Below are 18,188 nucleotides of genomic sequence, written 5' to 3' on the forward strand. Positions count from 1 at the left end.
AACATGCGCAGCTTGTCCACGCCAGACACCCAAGACCATGAGCAGCTCGCGCGCGCCTGTGCGGAGCTCGAGGCGCCGTTTGCGGTGATCGACATGGACGCCTTCACAGCCAACACGCGCGAGCTGGCCCGCCGCGCGGCCGGCAAACGCATCCGCCTTGCCTCAAAGTCGCTGCGCTGCCGGGAGCTGATCATGAGGCTGCTCGCCGACCCTGCCGGGGCCTTCAGCGGGGTACTCGTGCTGACCGTGGCCGAGGCGCTGTGGCTCTCAGACCACGGTGTGACCGACGTCGTGGTCGGCTACCCGAGCGTCGACCGCTCAGCGCTTGACGCTGTGGCGAGCCGGGCGTCCAGCGGGACGCCCGGCACCGGGATCACCGTGATGGTCGACGCCGTCGAGCACCTCGACCTGCTCGGCTCGCTCGGCGGCCGCTTCCGGGTGAGCATCGAGGCGGATGCGGGGCTGTGGCTGCTCGGCGGGCGGCTGCGGATCGGGCCGCGGCGCTCGCCGCTGCACACACCGGCGCAGGTGGGGGCGTTTGCCAAGCAGATTGCCCGCCGCCCAGGGCTCGAGCTGGTGGGCATGATGGCCTATGAGGGGCAGATCGCCGGGGTCGGCGACAGTCCGGCGGGACGGCCGCTGCGGGCGGGCGCGATCCGGGCGATGCAGGGCCTCTCACGGCGTGAGCTGCGCGCGCGCCGCCGCGAGCTGGTGGCGGCCGTGGAGGCGGTCGCCGGGCCGCTTGCGTTCGTCAACGCCGGCGGCACCGGCAGCCTCGAATCCTCGGCGGCCGAGCCGTGGGTCAGCGAGCTGACCGCGGGCTCAGGGCTGTTCGGGCCCGCGCTGTTTGACGACTACACGCGCTTTCGTCCGCGGCCGGCGGCCTTCTACGTGCTGCCGGTGGTACGCCGCCCCGGCCGGGGAGTGGTGACGGCGCTCGGCGGTGGCTATGTCGCCTCCGGGCCGGCGGGCGCAGACAGGCTGCCGCGGCCCTGGTGGCCAGCGGGGCTTTCACTTGACCGCAACGAGGGCGCCGGCGAGACCCAGACGCCGCTTCGCGGCGGCGCCGCCGACCAGCTGGCGATCGGTGACCGGGTGTGGATGCGCCACGCCAAGGCCGGTGAGCTATGCGAACGCTTCACCCGGCTGTACCTTGTCAGCGGCGAGCGGATCGTGGACGAGGTGGCGACCTACCGTGGCGAAGGGAGATGCTTTCTATGAGTGCTGAGCGTGGGCCGGCAGCGCGCGCGGACCATTGGGCGGTGATCGGCGCCTACGCGCTGGCGGGCGCCGCCAACCAGATGCTGTGGCTGACCTTCACGCCGGTCACGACCCCGGCCGCGCGCCACTACGGCGTGAGCGCCTCTGACATCGGCCTGCTGGCCGAGATCTTCCCGCTGCTCTACGTGCTTTTGGCGGTGCCGGCGGCGTCGCTGCTTGACCGCTGGTTTCGCCCGACGCTGATGGCCGGCACGGCGCTCACCGCCGCCGGTGGCCTGCTCAGACTTGGCGGCGACACGTTCGCCTGGGCGCTCGCCGGCCAGGCGCTGGTCGCGCTCGCGCAGCCGCTGATCCTGAACGCGGTCACGGGCCTGGCCAGCGGTTATCTGAGCGAGCGCTCGCGACCGGTCGGGATCGCGATCGGCTCCGCCGGGATCTTCTTGGGGATGCTGATGTCGCTGGTGCTCGGCGCGGCGGTCGGCGGCTCGCACCTGCATACGCTGCTTGTGATCGACGCGGTCTTTGCGGTCATCACCGCGGCCGGACTGCTCGGCGCGCTGGCGCTGGCGCCGGCGCTTGCGTTGAGCGGCGACGTGACCGGGCTGTTCGGGCTGGGCAGCGTGTGGCGCGAGCCCGGCATCCGCCGCCTGGCGACGGTGTCGTTTGTCGGCTTCGGCTTGTTCATCGCCCTGACGACCTGGCTGCAGACGCTGCTCAAGCCCGCCGGCATCCCGGCGTCCACCGCCGGCTGGGTGCTGGTCGGGGCGGTGGTCGCGGGCGTGATCGGCTCGATCGTGCTGCCGCCGACGGTGATCCGCAGGCAGGCCGACCACCTGCTGTTTCGCGCCGCCGGGCTTTCCACCTGCGGCGCCTGCGTGCTCTTCGCGGTCTGGAAGTGGGTGCCAGCCGTGGCGGCGGGTGCAGCCCTGATCGGCTTCTTCATGCTGGCGGCGCTGCCGGTCATCCTCGAGATCGCCGAGCGCCGCGCCGGCCCGGCTGGGACGAGCGCCACAGCACTGATCTGGCTGGCGGGCAACGCCGGCGGGATCGTGATCGCGCTTTTGGTGCAGGCGGTCGTCGGCACGCCGCTGGTCGCGTTTCTGCTGATGGCGGCGGTCGCGGCGGTCGTGTTGCGCGTCGTCTGGCGGGGGTCGCTCTCGGGCGAGCTCGCGCCGGACGCCGCGACCATGGACGCCACGGCAGTCGACGCCGCAACCGTCAGCGGTTGACGGTGAGTCAGGGGTTGACGGTGACGATCTCCGCGCTGGCGGGCGCCACGCTGATGTCGTAGGCGCCGCCCGCGGGTCTGACCGTCTGTTCAAGCGCACGGCCTACGAGCCGGCCACTTGCAGCGGAGACCGTCTGGCCGGCGAGGCTCACACCGGCTGAGGCCTGGAGCCCGCCCGAGGCGGCGCGCAGCGCGCGGACGCTGGCGGCGCCGTGCGCGCCGGCGACGTGGAGCGTGAAGCTCTGGGCGCTCGTGCCGACGTTGGTCAGCACGACATGGGTCTGGCCGCTCGGGGTGCGCACCGCCCAGGCGTAGAGGCCCTGTCCGAGCGCCGGCAGGCGCAGGATGCGCGAGCCGGGCGGGGTGAGCTGCGCGAAGGCCAAGAGCCCGTAGTACTCGGGCTGCACGCTCACGCGCCAGCCGGCGGGCGTGTGGTCGGTCTGGATCAGGTTCTGGGCGGTGTATGGCCTGGTCTGGAAGTTCACCCCGCCCACCCCGTCGGCGGCGTACAGCGGCAGGATGTTGAGCGCCCAGAGCGCCGGGCCGAAGGTGTTGGTGAAGCCTGGCTGTCCCCCGCAGGTGACCGCGTTCATCTCATCCACGCGCAGGCTCACGCCGTGTGCGTGCGCGAGCGCGGTCCAGCCGCGCAGCGCACCAGCAAGCCCCGCCAGCGACTGGCTGTCAAAGAGCGCTGACTCCTGCAGGTGCTCGCCCGCCTCGCAGCGGGTCGACTTCAGCGGATAGGTGTGCACCGTGAGCAGCGACAGGCGGCCGCTCGCGTCAAGGAACTGGCCGACGTAGGGCAGCGCCCGCGGCCCCGAGTAACCCGGTCCCGCAAGCCGCACGCCGGGCAGCGCCCGCGCCAGGCGGCTCCACTGCGCCGCGATGCCCGCGTAGGAGAAGCCCTTCGGGCGGCCGAGCACCGCCACCCCGGCGGCGTTGTCATAGAACGGAAAGTGCGAGTAGAGCTCCGGCTCGTTGCCGAGCTCGTAGGTGACCGGCGCGGATGCACCGATCGTCGCGCGGATCTCCTGGACCTCGGCGCGCGCGACCGCAGCGCTGTCTGCCTCCATGTTGATCCCGGCGATCAGGTGGGCGTGCAGATCGTCGATGAGCCGGCTGGTGACGGCCGCCCAGGTTGGCGTCATCGTCCAGCGCACCCAGGGTGGCTGCGCCATGCCCGGCACCGGAAACCAGGTCCAGTCGGTGCTGTCGCCGCCGACCCGGAAGCTGAGCCCGCCGTAGGGCGCGAGGTTGCGCGCCGTCTGCTCAAAGGCCGTGTCGGGCTTGGCGGGGTTTGTGCCGACCTCCTTCTCGACGTCCCAATACTCGGTTGCAAGGCCCACAAACCCGGCTGGGACCGGCGGGCCGGCCGTGGCGCCGGTGACGTTGAGCGCGACCGGCGGCTGGGCGGCGCCCGCCGGCGCGGGCGCTAACGCCAACAGGAAGGCGGCAAGCAGCGCCGCGCGCCCTCTCGCGCCAGACCACGGCCCGCGCCCGCGAACGCGCAGGAGCGCCTCGCGCAGGCTCACGCTCCCTCCAGTTCGACGGCCATGCGGCGGGCGACCGGCCGGCCACCGACAAGCTCGGTGGCGCGCAGCTCTGCACCGACGATGTCAGCCTGGTAGACCCGCCATGGGCCCTCACCTGTCACAGCCGCGAGGTCCGCCCGCCAGCGCTCCGGCTGGCGCTTTTGCGCCATCACCGCAAGCGCCCGCGCGATCTCATCCGGATCGCCCAGCTCACGCGTGACGACGGTCAGGTACAACCCGTCCACCGGGTGGCCCGCCCGGTCGTCGTAGATCACGATCGCCGCGCGCGGGTTCACCTGCAGGTTGCGGCTGTGCCGAGCACTCGGCTCGGATGTCCAGTAGAGCCGCTCATGGCCGTCAGCCACGAAGAACAGCGGCGAAACCCAGGGCTCGCCGCCGCTCGAGGCGCTCGCCAGCACCATGTTCTGGGTCTCGGTGAGCAGCCGCCGGGCCCGCTGGCCCGGCGGCACCCCGACCTCACTCACGACCGCTGATCCGTCGGCACCCGCACATGTCCTGCGCCAGCTTACCCACGGCGCTCGAGGCCTGGCGCAGCTTCCAGCCGAGTGTCGGCTAGCCTCTCATCGTCATCCCGTAAAGAGGAGAGCAAGATGGCCCTTTATGCAGTTGTCGACCCGCGGACCGGGGAGACGATCAAGGAGTACCCGACGATCACCGACGCTGAGCTCCAGGACGCGCTCGCGCGTGCGCACGCAGCGCACGCCGAGTGGATCCAGACGACGACCGTCGCGCAGCGCGCCGAGATGGTGCGCCGGGTCGGTGAGCTGCACGACCAGCAGTCCCAGAGGCTTGGGGAGATCATCGTGCGGGAGATGGGCAAGCCGATCAGCGAGGCGGTCGGCGAGGTCGCCTTCTGCAAGGACATCTACGACTTCTACGCCGACAACGCGGAGCGGCTGATGGCCGACGAGCCGATCGAGCTGCTGGGCGGCGAGGGGTCGGCGGTCGTGCGCCGCAGCTCCTACGGGGTGCTGCTCGGGATCATGCCGTGGAACTACCCGTACTACCAGGTGGCGCGCTTTGCCGCCCCGAACCTCGTGATCGGCAACACGATCCTGCTCAAGCACGCCCCCCAGTGCCCGGAGTCCTCGGCGGCGATGGCGGAGATCTTCCACGAGGCGGGTGTCCCTGAGGGCGCCTACATCAACATCTACGCGACCAACGACCAGATCAAGGACGTGATCGCCGACCCGCGCGTGCGCGGCGTGTCGCTGACCGGCTCCGAGCGCGCCGGCGCCGCGGTCGCCGAGACCGCGGGCCGCCACCTCAAGAAGGTGGTGCTCGAGCTGGGCGGCTCGGACCCGTTCATCGTGCTGGGCAGCGACGACCTCGACGCAACCGTCGCGGCCGCCGCGGAGGCGCGGCTCGGCAACGCCGGGCAGGCCTGCAACGCCGGCAAGCGCTTCATCGTGCTCGACGAGCTCTACGACGACTTCCTCGCCAAGTTCACGGCGGCGATGACCGCCGCCAAGCCGGGCGACCCGAGCTCGCCGGAGACGACGATCGGACCGCTGTCATCGGCGCTTGCGACCGAGCGGCTCTCAGACCAGGTCAGGCGTGCCCTGAACCAGGGTGCGAGGCTCATCACCGGCGGTGAGCACGACGGCAACTTCTTCGCGCCAACCGTGCTGACCGACATCCCCGAGGGCGCCGAGGCGCGCTACGAGGAGTTCTTCGGGCCGGTCGCGCAGGTCTACCGGGTCGCCTCCGAGGAGGAGGCTGTGGCGCTCGCCAACGACACACCCTACGGCCTTGGCTCCTACGTGATGACCGACGACCAGGAGCAGGCGCTGCGGGTCGCAGACAAGCTGGACACCGGCATGGTGTTCATCAACGCGGTCGGCGCCGAGGGCGCGGAGCTGCCCTTCGGCGGCGTCAAGCGCTCCGGCTTCGGGCGTGAGCTCGGCCGCTTCGGCGCCGACGAGTTCGTCAACAAGAAGATGATCCGCATCGGCGGCTGAGCCGTGTGAGCCGCGCCCGGTCCGTGCCCGCTGTGCGGTGCGCGGCCGGGCGCGGTGTGCGGTGCGCGGCCGGGCGCGTTGTCGCCAGGCGCGCTCAGGCCGGCGGACCCGGACCGTCAGTCCAGGTTCTCGACGATCTCGTTGGCCCGTGACCACTCTGACGGCGGCACCACCAGGTAGATGTCGCCCCTGCCGAACCGGTCGGGCGCGCTGTCGGCAACGCAGCTGGCCTGCACGCCCATGGCCCGCAGCTGGTCACGCCAGGCAACGGCGGTGTCGCGGTCCGCGAAGCTGGAAACCGTCTCCCAGCCTGAGAAGCGCGGGTCATCGACCGCGACGAGCTCCTCCTTGACGGTCATCCCCCTGCCGAAGCGCGGAAACTGCATGGGAGCAAGGGTACGCCTGGCCGGCAACCCGTCGTCGGGTGAGCACCGGCGCGGGTCTTGCGCCAGGAGTATCATTGAGTTAGATCTCGCCCCAATCTTCGGCGAGGTCCCTTCCGGCTCCAGCATCTGGTCGGCGTAGGCGTATCAAGGACCCGCCGAGGTCAGCGCCCCAGAACGCAGAGGAGCTGTTTGGATGAGCCAAGATGTTTCCTACCCGAAATGTCGGCGCCGCTATCTGAGCGTCAACGACGCGCCGCACTGGTTGACGCCTGCGCACCGCTCGCGGTGGATCACGAGCACTTGTCCAGCCGTTGCGCTGTTCGGCTTGGCGAGTTCAGCGAGTGTCCGGTGGGGTGAGGCAGCCTTGGCCGGTCGGGGGCAGGCTGCGCGCCACCGGGCCTCCCTGCACGGCGACGGTCGGACGCCTTTGCGTCTCAGCGTGAGGCCATGACAGCCACCACAGAGCTCCTTGAAGTCAGACGTCGAAATGATCGCGGCACCGTCCTGATCGAGCCAATCGGAGAACTGGATATAGCCACGGTCTCGCTACTCGCCGACGCATTCGACAGCCTCGCTGACGACGCGCAGAGTACACAGCGGATCGTTCTGGACCTCCGCGGGCTCACCTTCATGGACGCCACCGGCATCAACGAACTGCTGCACCGAAACAGTGAGGCCCAGCAGAACCGCCACAGCCTTGCCGTGATGCGGGGCGGTGCGTCCATCGATCGCCTGATCACGCTGACGGCCATCGACCAGCGCCTGGCCTTCGTCGACGGGCCCGACGACCTGAGACCGCCACTGCCGCCGGCCCTTGCCAGACCGGCGTAGCGCGGAGCCGCCTCCCCCGCTTTGGGTGGTGCGCTGCCGAGAAGATGAGATGGAATCTCCGCCGCGGTGACGGCGAGCGCAGCGGCCAGACAGCCACATACGCGCCATGAGGACGAGCGGCCACGGGCAATTGCTCGGTTTCCGTCGGCGGCGAGAGCGTCGCGCTCACGACGCCCCTGATGCCGGGACTCCAGTCGATCCGTCGCGCGCACGGCGGCCGTGGGCCGGCCCGTCGAGCAGGAGTTCGCAGCCCCGGATCGTGTGACTGGGCGCGTTTGGCTCCGGTGTATAATTCGGGCTGGCTCGCCCCAGCTTTCGGTGGGCTCGAAGTTCCGGCTCCAGCGCCCGGCCGGCAAGAGCGTGTCGCCCTCAGACGGTCGACACGGCAACTGCCGCTCAAGGAGCCTCGCCATGTCCAACCGACTCAGCCGAACCTCGGGCGTACGCGCGGCCGTTGCTCTCTCACCGCCACCCGCTGCTGCCGAGCTGCGCCAGGACGCGATCAAGCAGAGCCTCAGATGGGCGCAGGAATCCGCCGACCGCGGTGACTACCCCGAGGCTGTTGGCTGGATCCAGACACTCGAGCTGATCGGCGAGAAGGTCCCACCCAGCTACGAAGCAAAACGCAGAGCGTGGGATGCCGCCCAGACCGTGAGACGACCCGGTCAGGAGCAAGCGTGACCACCCAGTCAAGTTCCAACATCCAGACAGTCAGGTCGCACCTGAACTGTCCGCGTTGCGGGCTGACGATCGAATTGAGTGTCCCCTCACTCGCGATCAGACACTGCCCGCGGTGCGTCGCACGCAGTCATACCGTCGTTGACCTCTACGGCTCAGGGCTACGTGCCACAACGCTGGAAGCGGGGACCGTGCTCAAAGGCAACATCGCGACCGGCCGCACGGGCACATCTCGGGAGTCGCTGCGGCTCAATCGGGTGTTCTCGGGAGCGCCGAGGCGAGTCGGCTCGGCCGAGCCCGGCGAGGCCAGCGGCGCCGATCAGCGTCGAGACGGGCTCCGCTCGACCCGATGAGCGTTGTCTGGGACCTCGTCCGGCGTGCCGCCTACCGCCACCGCTGTCGCCACGCGCGGCTTCCATGGCGGGAGTTGGAGGCCGAGGCCGCGCGCCAGGGTTGCTCTGCGGCGGACATTTTCTTCGACCGTACGGGACGTGGTGCTCACGCCGCGCTGGAGACCCATGACCAGGCGCCGTCAGGCCAGTAGGAGCCAGGCGGAGTGCGGCAGCCTTGCCGTTCAAGCGCGGCGTGGCGCCAGCTACTGGTGTATGATTTATGTTCGTCCGCTTTGCACTCGGGTTTCGCAGTTCATAGGCCGGCGGCTGCCCATGCTTGCTGGACTTGGTTGATTTCCTGGGTTGTGGGGGTTCGGGCCTGTTCGGGTTGAAATTGGGTGGCGATGATCACTCGTCGTAGCTTGGCGAGCATGTCCTGGAATGATGGGGTGGTCTTGGAGAGGTACCAGGGGGCGCGGGCGCGATGCTCTGTGACGATGTCGGGGTGATGTCCGTAGAGCGCGTACCAGATGATCGTGAGGTCCATCGCCAAGAACTGGAATGGGACGGTCCGTTGCACGGCTTTCTCGGTCCGGTTGCGGGCATCACCGACGCCGAACAGTTCTTTGCCGTCCTGGAAGGCGACTTCGATCGGCCAGCGGTCTGCGTAGCGTTCGACGATCTGCGCGGCGGTGGCGTGAAGGTCGGTGGTGATCAGCGCGATCTGGTAGCCGCACGGCTTGGTGTCGTCTTTGACGAGGATCACACGGACCGGGGTTTCGGCGCCGAGCGGCTCCCACAGGCAGTTGATCTCAGCCAGCTCGAGCGTCTCGGTTTTGCTGTAGCGCCTGACGGTCGTCTTTACCCATTCGGTGGCGGGGTCGGCTGCGATCTGTTGAACGCTTTCAAGCTGTTTGCCCCATTTGCGTGGCCGGCCGCGTTTGCCGGTGCGCGGCGGCGCAGGGGCGTAGATCACCGCGTTGCTACGCAGCCTCGATGTGATCGTCACCCGCTTGGGTGCAGCACGCCACGCCTGGCTGATGTAGGCGCTGTCACCGACCACGTTGATCTGGCGATCCGGCAGCCGTTTGGCGAGCAGGCAGACTATCTCCCTGGCCAGCTTGACCTTCCCGGGCCGCTCAGGATCGGGCTTGTGCTGCTTGACGAACTGTTCGCGCCGCGGCTGCCAGAGCCGGAACAGGACCGGCAAACATACGGTGCGCTGCAGGAACGGCAGCTTGACACAGATCCCGGCCACGATCCAGTTGTTCCCCCACGCGACCGAGCCTGAGCGGCTGTTGGCGGTCGCGTCGTGATGCCAGAAGGTGCCGTGGATCCGGCGTCCCCTGCGTTTCAGGAGCGTGTCGTCGACCGCGACCAGCACGCTCGCACCCGGTTCTGTGAAGCGCTCAACGATCAGGCAGGCGAGCCGTAACCCGAGCTCGTCCACGGACCAGCGGGCATTGGCGAAGAACCGGTGGCAACGCGCGTGATGCCACACCCCCGACAGCCTTGAGCCTGTCAGCATCCCGGTCACGCACCGCAGAGAGGTCTGCGAGACCTGACCGACCAACACCCCCCGGAACGTCTCAAACGTGGGACGGGTGAAACACGACTCAAACAGGACAAGCAGCTCGTTCAGCGAAGATGGGACGCAGAGCATCGGCGGCAGCCTCCAAGAGAAGCCGCGCAGCGTGCCTCCCCTTGGCCGCGACGGACGGGTTATGTTGACAGCAACCGCTTTCGCGCAAGCCGCCGATGCTCCTTCCCCGACACCGCGCCAACAGGCCACACCAGCCCGCCACGGCCCCGCCCACCACCACCACCTGCTACGCCGCTATGCCGCTACAGGCCCAAAAGTGCGAAACCCGAGTTTGCACCTCGGCGGATGAAGTTTTCCGGCTCCAGATCCCGGCCGGCGTGAGCGTGTCGGCCAGCCTGTCGGCACTGAGCAACGCGTCAGGAGCCGATTGACCGGATTCTCCCCTCAAACGAACTGTCCCGAACGCCACGCGCGTTCCCCATGGCGGTGCGCGCCGTGGTCACTGCCGCGATCTGACACGCATCCGCCACCCCATGCCGTTCCCGCTGGCAACAGGCTCGCGGTGTCCTCGCCATGGCGGGCGAGAGCGAGTAACCCGAGAGCGACTCGCACTCCGATCACCTGGGAGAGTGTTCGGTGTCGACGACTCTCGTCGAGAGCCTGCGCTGTCACCAAGGCGTTCGCTGTGCGGCGTCACAACGGCAACTCCCATGGGTAGCTACGCAAACCTCGACGCCGAAACGGTTCTGCAAGGCTCTGGCAAAGTATCCGGGGGCGATCGGACCTACGGGCCAGCTGTACAGAACTTGTTGGCGCAGCCCGAAGCGGTCAGGGGACCCGCCGCCAGTTTGGCGACGGGCGCTGAGAGGACCAGCGCCGGTCTACGCGACGCCCCCACCCGCGCGCTGCCGGGAGCCGCTCGTGCGCGGCTCTCCCGCTTGGCGCCAGCGTTGCGTAACTCCCTCACGTCCCCGTATCGACTGGCCCGAGCTCGCAGGACCGGCTCAGGGCCGGCGGATCGGGCCAGGCCCGTGGGTGCGGCGGACTTGAACCAGGCGCGCCTGCTGGCGTTGCTGGGCCGCGGCACGCTGACGATCGGCGAGATGTCTGAGCGGGGAATCGACGCCCCCGCCCAGGCCGTGTACGACCTGCAACTGGTAGGTCATGTCATTGAGCGCGCTCCGGTGAGAGATGAGAGCGGACAGCGATCTCTGCGCTACCGCCTGGTCACAAACTCGCGCGCCCCAGCACAGAGCACGAGCCGGTTACAGCGCCGTCGTGCCGCTGAGTCAGCCACACGGCCGCTTTCCGGGGACAGCGAATGCGGACGCTGAATGCCACGAGGACCAGGACCATCCGCGCAGCACGGCAGAGGTGTCGTGGAAACCTGCGCCGCTCACGGCTACCGGAGACCGACCGGGCGCGGTTGCTGGGTGTGCCACGGGCGGGAAACGTGACTGGTCTGACCGATGGGGGTAGTGCTGATCATCGGTGCCCCGACGCTGAAACTCGGCGTGGGCTCACGCCTCAGCAAGCTGCGGTGGAACAACGGCCACCGACCAAATGACCTTTCGACCAACCAACAAAGGGAGCATTCCATGCACAAGAACATGAGCAACCATGACCGGCGTCTGCGGACAACGCTGGTCGCGCCGGTGGCGGTCATCCTCGGCATCCTGATGGGCCCGGCATCGATCGTGTCGATCATCCTGTACCTGGTCGCAGGGGTGATGGTTGCGACCGGAGCCACGGGCTACTGCCCAGCCTACTCGCTGGTGCATTTCGATAGCCGCGGGCAGCGCCAAGTTCCGCGCTGAGCAACGCGCGTCGGGGTGCCATCGGCATGGGAGCCGCAATGGACAGCAACGGCCGGGGCCGCTGTGACAGACGCCGCGGCCTCGGCCGCGCCGAGGAGCCACCCTGCCCGACACCGACACCGACACCGACACCGACGAGCTGACGGCCGTGCGCGGGATCGACCTTGCGGCTGGCGATGGGCGCGGAACAACCCGGCTGGCGCAACGGGGCCGGCACCGGGACCCGGCCTCGTGCTGATTTTCGGTCTCCAGGCGCGGAGCGAGCAGCCGTGGATGACGCTTCGCAAGGGCCGCCGAACCCCGTGAGCAAGCGGCCGCGGACAGAGCCGGCGCGGTCCTCGGGGCGCCCAACGCGAGACCAGGGCGCGGCGGGCTCGGCCGGTCCGGACGCGACGGTAACAGCGGATGCGCAGCTGCCAAAGCTCGATGAGTCGTCGCTGCGGGCACTCGCCGAGGTCGGCCGCCGCTGGGGCCCGCCGGAAGCCGCACCGGATCCCCGGCGAGCCTCACTGCCGCTGGACCCTCAGCTCCGCTACCGGTACGACAGCCGCCATGAGCGAGGAGCGTTCGTCCAGGTCCACCACCCGCTGGCCAGCGGCCAGGATGAGCTGGAGGCCACACAAGCCGGCGGCGAAGATACCCGCCTGGGCCGGGTCGGCCACCACGTCCGGCGCCTGGTGATCGGCCCTCCGCTGCGCAGCTCGGCCGTCGCCGCGCAGCGAATGGGAAAGCTTCTGGCACTACCGGTGTTGTCTCCTGACGCGCTCTCCTCGGTCGCCTACGGCCCCGAGGCGATGATGGCGATCCTGGTCGCGGCGGGGAGCGCAGAGCTGAAGCTCTCCCTACCGATCGGGGCGGTGCTGGTGGCGCTGATGGTCTCTGTCGGCATGGGATACCGGCAGGTCATCCGTGCCTATCCGAACGGGGGCGGCTCATACATCGTGGCCAGCGACAGCCTCGGCCCGCGCTGGGGCCTCTTGGCTGGTGCCGGCCTGATCGTCGACTACATCCTCACGGTGGCAGTATCGGTCGCCGCGGGCGTGGCGGCGATCACCTCTGCAATCCCTGCTGCCAGCCCTTGGGCGGTCCCGATCGGGCTGGTGGTGATCGTGCTGCTGGTGCTTGCCAACCTGCGCGGCGTTGGGGCGGCTGGCGCCGCCTTTGCGCTGCCGACCTACATGTTCATTGTCGCGATCGCGCTGATCACAGTGGTCGGGCTCGTCGACGCCGGGTCTCACGGTTTTGCCGCGGTGCCACCCGCCACCCACGGCGCCAGCGAGGCGCTTGGCCTGCTGCTGATCCTGCGGGCGTTCGCCTCAGGCGCGACCGCAATGACCGGCATTGAGGTGATCTCCAACGCGGTCCCGGTGTTCAAACCACCAGAGGCCGACAATGCGCGCCGCACGCTCACGGTCATGCTCGGGTTGCTGGTGACGATGTTCATCGGCGTCCTGGTGGTCGCCCACCTGGATGGAGCTAGCCCCGGTTCCGAAACGGTGCTGTCGCAGATCGCCCATCGCAGCGTCGGCGGTGGGCTGCTCTACGGCTACGTCCAGCTCTCCACCACGCTGATCCTGTTGATCGCCGCCAACTCGGCCGCCAACGGCTTCCCGAGGCTGCTGTATTTCATGGCCCGTGATGACTTCATACCGCATGCCTTCCTGCACATGGGTGACCGGCTCGCGTTCTCTGTGGGAATCGTCGTGCTGGCCGTGCCGGCCGCCTTCCTCTACGCGATCTTCGGCGGCCAGACGGAGCCGTTGATCCCGCTTTACGCGATCGGCGTGTTCGTTGCCTTCACCCTGGCCCAGAGCGCCATGGTCGCCCACTGGCGCCAGCACCACGCGAGCGGGTGGCGCCGCGGACTGTTGATCAACCTGCTCGGCGCGATCCTGTCCGGGGCAGTGGTGCTGATCGCGCTGGTCACCAAGTTCACCTCGGGCGCCTGGATCGTGGTCCTGCTGATCCCGATGATCATCGTCGCCTGCCTGAGCGTGCACCGCCACTACCAGCTTGCCCAAGCGGCGCTCTACCCGGCTGTGGAGGATGCTGCACTGCCGTCAACTGACGCAGGGGCCAGAACCTACGAAGGCCAGGACGCCCCAGCCGAGATCACCCACCTGGCGGTGGTGCCGGTCGCGGCACTGGATCGCTCCGCTCTGCGAGCGCTGGCCTACGCGGCCTCGCTGAACATTCCCACCCTGGCCGTTCACGTCAGCCCGAGCGACCAGGAGGCCGATCGGTTCCACCGCTACTGGCAAGACTGGGGCGACCACCTCCCATTGGAAGTACTCGTCTCACCCTATCGCACCACCCTCGCACCGCTGGCCAACTACATCGAGGCGCTGCACCTGCAGCGGCCCGAGCTCACCCTCACCGTGGTCGTCCCACAGGTCGTCGTCCGGCACAGCTGGCAGCGGACGCTGCACAGCCGCACCGGACAACGCCTGCGCAGGGCCCTCAACCATCAACCCGGGATCGTGATCACCAGCATCCCCTTCCACCTGCCCAACTGACCCGGCCATCGACGTCTTGCACGCAGCCGGGCCTGGCCATGCGCGGCAGGAACGGTCCTCGTTTCCGCCACTTGCTCAGTGACGCAAGCGTGATCGCACTGCGCGACCGGGTGTGCGGAGCTTTGCGGCGCCACGCCGGAGCGCCTGACGCCACTCTCCGCTCACCATGGTCGCGTGGCTGGGGTCCCGGACACCGCCATCGCGCGCGCCTTCGGTCCGCGTGACCGGCACTGTGCCGCCCTCTGACTCCCATGCCTCGATCGCTACCTGGTCCGGGCTCATGTCGACGCCCGGTCTTTGCCAAGGGCGTGCGTGGCTGCTGCAGCCACGGAGGCCTCGACCTCTTCGGCGCCCTCAGGCTGCGGTGCGGCGCGCGGCGAGCCAGGGCTCGGATCGACCTCGGTGACCCTCAGGCCGAACTGTGACCTGACGCGCTCAGCGAACGTGCTCGCGTCAGTCCAACCGGCTTCGCCGCCGTTGAGCATCACGACCTCGCTGGCCGGGAACTCCCGCAGTCCGTCGAGCAGCGAGGTTATCGGCTGCCCGACAACCGTGTGTCCCGTCGCCCGGACGCCGTTCCTGAGCAGTGTTTGTAAGCCGGCGTTGACGCGGCCTTGCGCGACCCGCTGCTCGGCGTCGATGTCGCCCAGCACGCTGTGCAACCAACCGGCCGCGACGACCTGAGCGATCACTGTCACGTCCGTCTCTGAACGTGTGCCGCGGCTGCACACCTCCGCACAGAGGCGCGGGTCTTCAAGGCCGCGATTGGCAATGACCAACACATGATGGCGGCCCTCGGCAGGCGCGAACCTGGCCGCGCCCATTGTCCCCAGGGTCACCGTCGCCGGCGCCTCCGGATGGTCGGCGAGCAGCAGCATCAGCCATACCAACGAGCCCGCGATCACGACCACTTCCAGGCCCGACGCCACTGGAAGCATCCACACGGCTCTGGTTTTGACAAGTACCGCAACCAGAGCGATAACCAGCAGCGAGAGGCCAACGAAGAGAGGGAGCAGTATCGCCCCACCCCCGCTCGGCTCGGGCTGCAGTGCTCCGGTGGCATGAACAGCCGACCTGCGCTGCGTCGACGCCGCGTACGCATCTTGCTCAGCTGCGCCGGTCCACTGCGTGTGGTGTTGCATCGTTCTCAGGCTCCTGACGCTGTCTGTGGTCGAGCGACCTTGACGGTCACCCTGGGACAGCCGACCGAGTGATGGAGCCGGAACATTGCTGCCTCGCCGAGAGCTGGAGAGAAGCAGCTTGCTCAAGCGTACTCCGCTTCGCGACCGCCTCAAGGCCAACCCGTGCGCGCACTGGCTCCTCAGGGGCGCCGCTTGACCGCCTGGCTCAGGCTGTTTGACCTCGCGAGCAGCCCGTTGCTGATACGGCCGCGATCTCGGCGGGTCACGCCGAGCCAACGCTGCTCAAGCAGGTCACAGAACCAGGTGCGCGGTCCAGGTTCGCCGCTGCGCGCCCGAACGGTCCAGCGCGTGAGGAACTTCTGCGCGGTGTCCGAGTCGCTGATCTCACAGAACCTGCGTGGCTCCCCAGCCACCGTGCACTCACGACTCGCCTCGAGCGGCTGGGTGAGCGGTTCGTCAGGCAGCTCACGCGGTTCTCGGGGAGCTTCGCGGGCCGCCTCGGCCACATGTGCCTGGTGTTGGCCAACAGATCCTCGTGATGCTCGGCGTGCTGGCGAGGAATCTCATCAATGGCGCTGGAGAGACACGCGCGGTCGTCATCGCGCCGGCAGACACCCGGAGCGTTTCGAGGATTGGCGACGGGCCTTTCGGAAACCGCTGCTGACATGTCCTGGCTGACCTCCGTGACCTGCCAGCGTGCGTTCAACTCCGGCGCAGCCTCGAAACACCACAAGATCCCGAGCCTGCATCGCGATTCCCAGATCGAGACTCAGCGAGCCGCGCCGACGCCTGCCACCCAGATTGACCAGACTCGTGGTTCGACGTTGAGCTGTTCCGCATCGGGCTGGAGGTCGAACTCGAGCACGGGCGACGCGACCCAGCGACGAACGTCAGCGATGACGACGAAGCCACAACCGGCAAGATCGCGTGGGCCTACCTGAACGAGTTCCCCGATTACTACGCCCGCCTCGCACAGATGGAAGCCGAGGCGGAGCGCTACTGGGCCGCACACAACCCCGGACACCCCCAGTGACCCAAGCTCGACCTCACCGGATCGCCGGCACACACCGCCGGACACTCGTGGACGCCCTGATCGCTGCCCTTTGCCAGTCCGGCGGCATCGCCGACACCAGCCCCGCACGCCAAGGCCGCCGTGACGCACTCACGGCATTGCTACAGTCAGATTTCGAAGGGCACTCAGGTCGTCAGCCGTAAATGGTGGCAGCCGAAGCTGACTTTCTCCGTTTTGGCTTAAGTCCAACGAGAAGTTCAGACGTTGCTGGTTTCGCTGGAGCTGCGCTACTGCTGAAGCGGCGTTTCTTTCACTACAGGCCTCACGGCCAGAAGGGAAGCGCACATGAGCACCGACACTCGCCCACGAGTTCTAATCCTCGGCAGCAGCTTTGCCGGATTGACCACGGCACGCTATATCCATCAGACGCTGGGTGACCGCATCCACCTAACCGTTGTCGATCCGAACCCATATCTGATCTTCGTGCCCAACCTGCCGATGGAGGTGTTCGCCGATCATGACCCGCTGGTTACGATGCACATGGGCACGGTCCGGTTCCACGACAAGGACGGTACGGCCTTCGTCAACGCGGAGGCGATCGAAATAGATCTGGACTCCAAGCGGGTCACGATCCGTCCGACCGATCGCGCCGGCTCGGCACCCGAGCTGCTGCGTTACGACATGCTTGTGATCGCCACCGGCAGTCGGCTCGCCTATGACCGCATCGACGGCTTTGCCGAGCATGGCGACGCGGTTTCCAGCGGGCACTACGGAAACAAGCTGCGGCGTAAGCTGTTCCATGATTACAAGGGTGGCCCGGTCGCGATCGGGTCAGCGCGCTTCCATCAGGGACTCAAGGACAAGCCTTCGTGGCTGCCCGAAGCTGCCGCCGCATGTGAGGGTCCGCCGCTCGAGCTCGCCCTGACGATGGCACACTGGTTAGAGCATCGCGGACTCGGCGACGCCCACAAGATCACCCTGTTCACCCCAGCCGAGAAGATCGCCGAGGACGCCGGCGACGCGATAGTCGGGGAGTTCCTCCAGATGGCCACAGAGATGGGCTTCGGGTATCTGAACAACACGCAAGACATAAAGGCGATCTCCGCAGACGGAATCGAGTTTGAAAGCGGTGCGAGCGTTGAGGCGGAGATCAAGATCGTGCTCCCCGACTGGGTGCCCCACCAGTTCCTCACCGGCCTCCCAATCAGTGACGAACGCGGCTTCATACTCACTGACACGCACATGCGGAACCCGACCCATCCCGAGGTCTTTGCCGTTGGCGATGCCGCCGCGCTGACCGTTCCGAAGCTCGGATCTCTCGGCCATCAGCAGGCAGAGATCGTCGCCGATCAGATCGCCGTCCAGGTTGGCCTGACTGATGAAGCAGCCGCTCGCGACCCGTACAAGCCCGCGATCCTGTGCTTCGGCGACATGGGAGGCCACAAGGGCTTCTACATCCACTCCGATACCTGGTTCGGAGGCGACACCAGCGTCTTCGAGATGGGGTACGCGCCATACGCGATGAAGATGGCATTCAAGGAGATGTATTTCCGCACGGGCGGAAAGCCGGTCTCCTGGGGCATGCCATTCACGGAGTTCACCATGGACCACGGCCTCGCGCACGTCTGAGGTCAGGCCAGGCAGAGGCGATGAAACCGCTCTTGGCAGCCGAAGTCGGCGAGGAGAACTCGCGACGTGGTCTGGTCGGCCGCGCCGTCGCACGAATCGTGATTCCAGCGCTGCTCGTGCTGGCTGGCACGGCGCTGATCGTTCTGGGCGACGGCGCGCTCGGACTGGCGCTGTTCGCGGCTGTGCCCGTCATAGCCACGTTCAACTGGTTCGTGCGGCTCTCGCTACGCAGCCAAGGCGACCGCGATCGTGAACAGGCCGCCCGCGACAAGCTGGCACGAACGGGCAAATGGTAGGTGAGGCCCTTGCAGCGTTACCCCGGCGTGTGCACACGAAGCG

17 protein-coding genes are annotated in these 18,188 nt (G+C 68.1%); 11 read left to right on the top strand and 6 right to left on the bottom strand.

Going from position 1 to position 18,188, the window contains the following annotated elements:
- Positions 1 to 3 precede the first annotated feature (3 nt).
- Together M3M54_RS06275 and M3M54_RS06280 are read left to right on the top strand one after the other, a co-directional pair.
- Positions 4 to 1,221, top strand: a complete 1,218-nt coding sequence (locus M3M54_RS06275; RefSeq protein WP_249021328.1) for an amino acid deaminase/aldolase — start codon at positions 4 to 6, stop codon at positions 1,219 to 1,221.
- Positions 1,218 to 2,450: an MFS transporter gene (locus tag M3M54_RS06280; RefSeq protein WP_249021329.1), complete on the top strand. Its 1,233-nt coding sequence runs from the start codon at positions 1,218 to 1,220 to the stop codon at positions 2,448 to 2,450. The genes M3M54_RS06275 and M3M54_RS06280 overlap by 4 nt, the downstream gene beginning before the upstream one ends.
- Positions 2,451 to 2,457: 7 nt before the next feature.
- Here the strand turns inward: M3M54_RS06280 and M3M54_RS06285 are convergent, their stop codons facing one another.
- On the bottom strand, positions 2,458 to 3,981 hold the full coding sequence (locus tag M3M54_RS06285) for a hypothetical protein (protein WP_249021330.1): 1,524 nt from the start codon (positions 3,979 to 3,981) through the stop codon (positions 2,458 to 2,460).
- The gene (locus M3M54_RS06290) at positions 3,978 to 4,466 is read right to left on the bottom strand and encodes a pyridoxamine 5'-phosphate oxidase family protein (RefSeq protein WP_249021331.1); all 489 of its coding nucleotides are present in this window, start codon (positions 4,464 to 4,466) and stop codon (positions 3,978 to 3,980) included. Before M3M54_RS06290 ends, M3M54_RS06285 begins: the two co-directional genes overlap by 4 nt.
- Before the next feature lie 126 nt (positions 4,467 to 4,592).
- Between M3M54_RS06290 and M3M54_RS06295 the strand changes: the two genes are divergently transcribed.
- Positions 4,593 to 5,963, top strand: a complete 1,371-nt coding sequence (locus tag M3M54_RS06295; RefSeq protein WP_249021332.1) for an NAD-dependent succinate-semialdehyde dehydrogenase — start codon at positions 4,593 to 4,595, stop codon at positions 5,961 to 5,963.
- Positions 5,964 to 6,079: 116 nt separating this feature from the next.
- On the opposite strand, the gene M3M54_RS06300 is transcribed toward M3M54_RS06295, so the two are convergent.
- Positions 6,080 to 6,349: a hypothetical protein gene (locus M3M54_RS06300; RefSeq protein WP_249021333.1), complete on the bottom strand. Its 270-nt coding sequence runs from the start codon at positions 6,347 to 6,349 to the stop codon at positions 6,080 to 6,082.
- 447 nt (positions 6,350 to 6,796) lie between these two features.
- Here M3M54_RS06300 and M3M54_RS06305 point away from each other — a divergent pair, with 447 nt between their 5' ends.
- Together M3M54_RS06305 and M3M54_RS06310 are read left to right on the top strand one after the other, a co-directional pair.
- A complete protein-coding gene (locus tag M3M54_RS06305; RefSeq protein WP_249021334.1) occupies positions 6,797 to 7,180 on the top strand; it encodes an STAS domain-containing protein in 384 nt (127 codons plus the stop codon).
- Positions 7,181 to 7,591: 411 nt separating this feature from the next.
- Positions 7,592 to 7,861, top strand: coding sequence for a hypothetical protein (locus M3M54_RS06310; protein ID WP_249021335.1), 270 nt, complete (start codon positions 7,592 to 7,594; stop codon positions 7,859 to 7,861).
- 642 nt (positions 7,862 to 8,503) lie between these two features.
- Here M3M54_RS06310 and M3M54_RS06315 read toward each other — a convergent pair.
- Positions 8,504 to 9,853 (bottom strand): transposase, encoded by a 1,350-nt coding sequence (locus M3M54_RS06315; protein ID WP_249018800.1) that lies wholly within the window; start codon positions 9,851 to 9,853, stop codon positions 8,504 to 8,506.
- 926 nt (positions 9,854 to 10,779) lie between these two features.
- On the opposite strand from M3M54_RS06315, the gene M3M54_RS06320 reads away from it, so the two are divergent.
- The 3 genes from M3M54_RS06320 to M3M54_RS06330 all read left to right on the top strand — a co-directional run bounded on the left by M3M54_RS06320 (position 10,780) and on the right by M3M54_RS06330 (position 14,066).
- Positions 10,780 to 11,067, top strand: a complete 288-nt coding sequence (locus M3M54_RS06320) for a hypothetical protein (protein WP_249021336.1) — start codon at positions 10,780 to 10,782, stop codon at positions 11,065 to 11,067.
- 135 nt (positions 11,068 to 11,202) lie between these two features.
- On the top strand, positions 11,203 to 11,550 hold the full coding sequence (locus tag M3M54_RS06325; RefSeq protein WP_249021337.1) for a DUF2892 domain-containing protein: 348 nt from the start codon (positions 11,203 to 11,205) through the stop codon (positions 11,548 to 11,550).
- A gap of 302 nt (positions 11,551 to 11,852) precedes the next feature.
- On the top strand, positions 11,853 to 14,066 hold the full coding sequence (locus M3M54_RS06330; RefSeq protein ID WP_249021338.1) for an APC family permease: 2,214 nt from the start codon (positions 11,853 to 11,855) through the stop codon (positions 14,064 to 14,066).
- Between the two features lie 278 nt (positions 14,067 to 14,344).
- Here M3M54_RS06330 and M3M54_RS06335 read toward each other — a convergent pair whose 3' ends face one another.
- Entirely contained in the window at positions 14,345 to 15,004 is a 660-nt protein-coding gene (locus M3M54_RS06335) for a hypothetical protein (protein WP_249021339.1), read from the bottom strand.
- Between the two features lie 383 nt (positions 15,005 to 15,387).
- Positions 15,388 to 15,714 (bottom strand): hypothetical protein, encoded by a 327-nt coding sequence (locus M3M54_RS06340; RefSeq protein WP_249021340.1) that lies wholly within the window; start codon positions 15,712 to 15,714, stop codon positions 15,388 to 15,390.
- A 323-nt stretch (positions 15,715 to 16,037) separates the two neighbouring features.
- On the opposite strand from M3M54_RS06340, the gene M3M54_RS16895 reads away from it, so the two are divergent.
- The 3 genes from M3M54_RS16895 to M3M54_RS06350 all read left to right on the top strand — a co-directional run bounded on the left by M3M54_RS16895 (position 16,038) and on the right by M3M54_RS06350 (position 18,145).
- Entirely contained in the window at positions 16,038 to 16,241 is a 204-nt protein-coding gene (locus M3M54_RS16895; RefSeq protein ID WP_371878648.1) for a DUF5661 family protein, read from the top strand.
- Between the two features lie 324 nt (positions 16,242 to 16,565).
- Positions 16,566 to 17,849, top strand: a complete 1,284-nt coding sequence (locus M3M54_RS06345; protein ID WP_249021341.1) for an NAD(P)/FAD-dependent oxidoreductase — start codon at positions 16,566 to 16,568, stop codon at positions 17,847 to 17,849.
- 20 nt (positions 17,850 to 17,869) lie between these two features.
- Complete coding sequence (locus M3M54_RS06350; RefSeq protein WP_249021342.1) at positions 17,870 to 18,145, top strand: hypothetical protein; 276 nt, start codon at positions 17,870 to 17,872, stop codon at positions 18,143 to 18,145.
- Positions 18,146 to 18,188: the final 43 nt, after the last annotated feature.

This window comes from Conexibacter sp. S30A1 (assembly GCF_023330665.1).
GTDB lineage: Bacteria > Actinomycetota > Thermoleophilia > Solirubrobacterales > Solirubrobacteraceae > Palsa-465.

Coding starts and splice junctions, on each gene's coding strand:
- M3M54_RS06300 (WP_249021333.1), bottom strand. CDS start 6,349: ATGCAGTTTCCGCGCTTCGGCAGGGGGATGACCGTCAAGGAGGAGCTC.
- M3M54_RS06305 (WP_249021334.1), top strand. CDS start 6,797: ATGACAGCCACCACAGAGCTCCTTGAAGTCAGACGTCGAAATGATCGC.
- M3M54_RS06325 (WP_249021337.1), top strand. CDS start 11,203: ATGGGGGTAGTGCTGATCATCGGTGCCCCGACGCTGAAACTCGGCGTG.
- M3M54_RS06350 (WP_249021342.1), top strand. CDS start 17,870: ATGAAACCGCTCTTGGCAGCCGAAGTCGGCGAGGAGAACTCGCGACGT.
- M3M54_RS06315 (WP_249018800.1), bottom strand. CDS start 9,853: ATGCTCTGCGTCCCATCTTCGCTGAACGAGCTGCTTGTCCTGTTTGAG.
- M3M54_RS06275 (WP_249021328.1), top strand. CDS start 4: ATGCGCAGCTTGTCCACGCCAGACACCCAAGACCATGAGCAGCTCGCG.
- M3M54_RS06280 (WP_249021329.1), top strand. CDS start 1,218: ATGAGTGCTGAGCGTGGGCCGGCAGCGCGCGCGGACCATTGGGCGGTG.
- M3M54_RS06345 (WP_249021341.1), top strand. CDS start 16,566: ATGAGCACCGACACTCGCCCACGAGTTCTAATCCTCGGCAGCAGCTTT.
- M3M54_RS06295 (WP_249021332.1), top strand. CDS start 4,593: ATGGCCCTTTATGCAGTTGTCGACCCGCGGACCGGGGAGACGATCAAG.
- M3M54_RS06335 (WP_249021339.1), bottom strand. CDS start 15,004: ATGCTTCCAGTGGCGTCGGGCCTGGAAGTGGTCGTGATCGCGGGCTCG.
- M3M54_RS06310 (WP_249021335.1), top strand. CDS start 7,592: ATGTCCAACCGACTCAGCCGAACCTCGGGCGTACGCGCGGCCGTTGCT.